Genomic DNA, 3,196 nt, shown 5'->3' with positions numbered 1-3,196 from the left:
AGCACGCCGCCAGCGTTCATCCTGAGCCAGGATCAAACTCTCCGTAAAAAAATTACAGAACAACACCGTGGCAGCCGGAAATAACCACCACGACATCCATTCAATACCTGGCAGACCATCACCACACTACGGGGGTGGCAGGCGATGATCAACCAATATGTGTTAAAACAATTGGCATCAACAAACTTGGCACACTATTGAGTTCTCAAACAACAGGCGCTTCCAGCTTCAGCGACCCACTCCGCGGGCCGTTTCGCTCTGGAGCAACTTCTCCATCCTAGACCATCCGATTCGACCGTGTCAACTCCGTGTCCGAAGCCTTCACCGTCCGTTCACGTGGCCGGGCTAGAAAACCTTACCACGCGATCCGACCATGTTAACTCCGCTCACCGCGGGGCCGGACACTCACCGGACCATCCACGTGGAAGGCCTCAAAAACCTTACCACACGATCCCCGGCTGTCAAACCAGATCATCGTCTTCAGGAATCCCGACCCGCATCACTGCCGGCCGCGCACCCGGTGAGCACCACCCGCCCTGGACCTGCCATTCTCGGCATGAATCCGCGGATTCTGTGTTCTTCACCCCGCCCCCCGGTCACCCGGTCGGCGTCTTGAGCACGAGATGGAAGTCTACACCCGAATCCCACCGAACACAAAAACAGGGGTGACACCCCGCGTCCGGGCACGGGTGGACGGTCGGCTTCCGCCTGTTCTCGCGGATTTCTTCGGCCTGGCCGGCCCCGTTCGACGCTTCCGCGCCGAGACCGCCGACCGTGACGTGCACCACGCCTCAGGGCGTGCCCGTCGTGTCCGGGTTCGGCTGCAGCCACAGGGTGGTCAGCGCCGGCACGTTCACCGTGACGTGGGCCGGCTGGCCCTGCCACTGGCCCTCATGGGCAGTGACCACCTCGGACTGGCCGGTCTGCTCCCGCCAGCCGTCACCGTGGAAGTCGGTCGCGTCGGTGTCCAGCACCACCGTCCACTCCCCCGCGGACGGCACCCCCGCGCGCAACCCCTGGCGCGGCGACCCCGAGAGGTTCGTGATGCACAGCAGCGGGGCACCGCCCGGCTCGGCGGCCGGGACCGCGGCGCCGTCGTCGTCGATCCGCGTCTCCGGCACCACCCGCGCAGCGGGCAGGCGGAGGAACACGAGCGTGTTGCCGTCGGCGTCGCCGCCGTCCACCCACGCGAATCCCTCCGGGCTGTGGTCCAGCGACCACAGCGCCGGCTTGCTGCGGTAGAGCGCGTTGAGCTCCCGGATCGTCAACTGGACCCCGCGGTGCGCCTCGTCCCACGAGACGGGCCAGTCCAGGCCCTCGCCCTCGGACCACTCGCTCGGCTGCGCGTACTCCCCGCCCATGAACAGCAGCTGCTTGCCGGGGTGGGCCCACATGTAGCCGTAGTAGGCACGCAGGGTGGCCAGCTGCTGCCGACGGTCGCCCGGGATGCGGCCCAGCAGGGAGCCCTTGCCGTGGACGACCTCGTCGTGGGACAGCGGCAGCACGTAGTTCTCCGAGTAGGCGTACACCATGGAGAACGTCCACTGCCCGTGGTGCCACCGGCGGTTGACCGGGTCCTGGGACAGGTAGGCCAGGGTGTCGTGCATCCAGCCCATGTTCCACTTCTTGCCGAAGCCGAGACCGCCCGCGTCCACGGGAGCGCTCACCCCGGAGAAGGCCGTGGACTCCTCCGCGATCATGTGGACGCCGGGGTGCAGGCGGTACACGGTCGCGTTGACCTCGCGCAGGAAGTCGATGGCCTCGAGGTTGTGGTTGCCGCCGTGCACGTTGGGCTCCCACTGCCCGTCCTCGCGCGAGTAGTCCAGGTAGAGCATCGAGGCGACGGCGTCCACGCGCAGCCCGTCGATGTGGAACTCGCCGAGCCAGTAGAGCGCGTTGGCCACGAGGAAGTTGCGGACCTCGGTGCGGCCGAAGTCGAACACGAGGGTGCCCCAGTCGGGATGTTCGCCCCGCCGCGGGTCCGGGTGCTCGTACAGGGCGGTCCCGTCGAAGCGCGCGAGCGCCCACTCGTCCTTGGGGAAGTGCGCGGGCACCCAGTCCACGATGACGCCGATCCCCGCCCGGTGGAGCGCATCCACCAGGTGCTTGAACTCGTCCGGGGAGCCGAACCGGGAGGTGGGGGCGTAGTAGCCGGTCACCTGGTAGCCCCAGGACCCGCCGAACGGATGCTCCGCGACCGGCAGGAACTCCACGTGCGTGAACCCCAGCCACTGCACGTACTCCACGAGCTGCTCGGCCAGCTCCCGGTAGTCGAGCCCGGGCCGCCACGAGCCCAGGTGCACCTCGTAGATGCTCAGCGGGCGCTCATGCGGGTCCGTGACGCGGCGGCGCTCCATCCAGACGCTGTCCCCGAAGTCGTAGTCGGACTCCAGCACCCGCGAGGCCGTGGCCGGCGGGACCTCCGTCCAGCGGGCCATCGGGTCCGCCTTCTGCCGCCAGAGCCCGTCCCGACCGAGGATCTCGAACTTGTAGCGGTCGCCGTGACCGACGCCGGGCGCCAGCAGCTCCCACACGCCGGAGGAGCCGAGGGACCGCATGGCGTGGGTCCGGCCGTCCCAGCCGTTGTGGTCGCCCACCACGCGCACCGCCCGCGCATTCGGCGCCCAGACCGCGAAGGCCGTGCCGACGGCCTCGTCGGCGGAGGTGCGGACCACGCGGGCGCCGAGCACCTCCCACAGCCGTTCGTGCCGGCCCTCCCCGATCAGGTGCAGGTCCAGCTCGCCGAGCGTGGGCAGGTGCCGGTACGCGTCGTCCTGCTCCTGGACGGGGCCGGTCGTGCCGTCCTCGGTCTCGTATGCCACCTCGACGCGGTAGTCGCCCGCGGCGGCCCCGGCCACACGGGGCGTCGGGGCCACGCCCGCGAACACGCCGTCGTGCTCGTGCGTCAGCTCCACGCGCTGCCCGTCGCCGGCGCGGACCACCGTGACCGTGCGCGCCAGCGGGCGCAGCACGCGGTAGGTGACCGCGGCGCCGTCGGGATGCGGGTGGGCGCCCAGCACGGTGTGCGGATCGTGGTGCCGGCCCTGCGCGACGGCGGCCAGCACCTCCGGGTCCACGGCGAGCGGGGCGACGGCGGGGCGGGGGGCGGCGGACCTGGCTCTTTTACACATCTCCCAGCCCACGGGACGGAGCTACAACTCGTATTCCGGCTTCTGCTTGGAAAAAAAAAAAACAA

1 pseudogene is annotated in these 3,196 nt (G+C 69.0%); it reads right to left on the bottom strand.

Annotated features, from left to right (window positions below):
• Window positions 1-791 precede the first annotated feature (791 nt).
• Window positions 792-3,116, bottom strand: a pseudogene (gene glgB, locus FLM69_RS11135) (1,4-alpha-glucan branching protein GlgB); the annotation flags it as partial.
• Between the last annotated feature and the right edge of the window lie 80 nt (window positions 3,117-3,196).

Source organism: Micrococcus sp. R8502A1 (assembly GCF_006704135.1).
Lineage (GTDB): Bacteria > Actinomycetota > Actinomycetes > Actinomycetales > Micrococcaceae > Micrococcus > Micrococcus luteus.
Note: the sequence above shows the minus strand (reverse complement) of the source record. Positions and strands in the feature narration are given on the sequence as shown.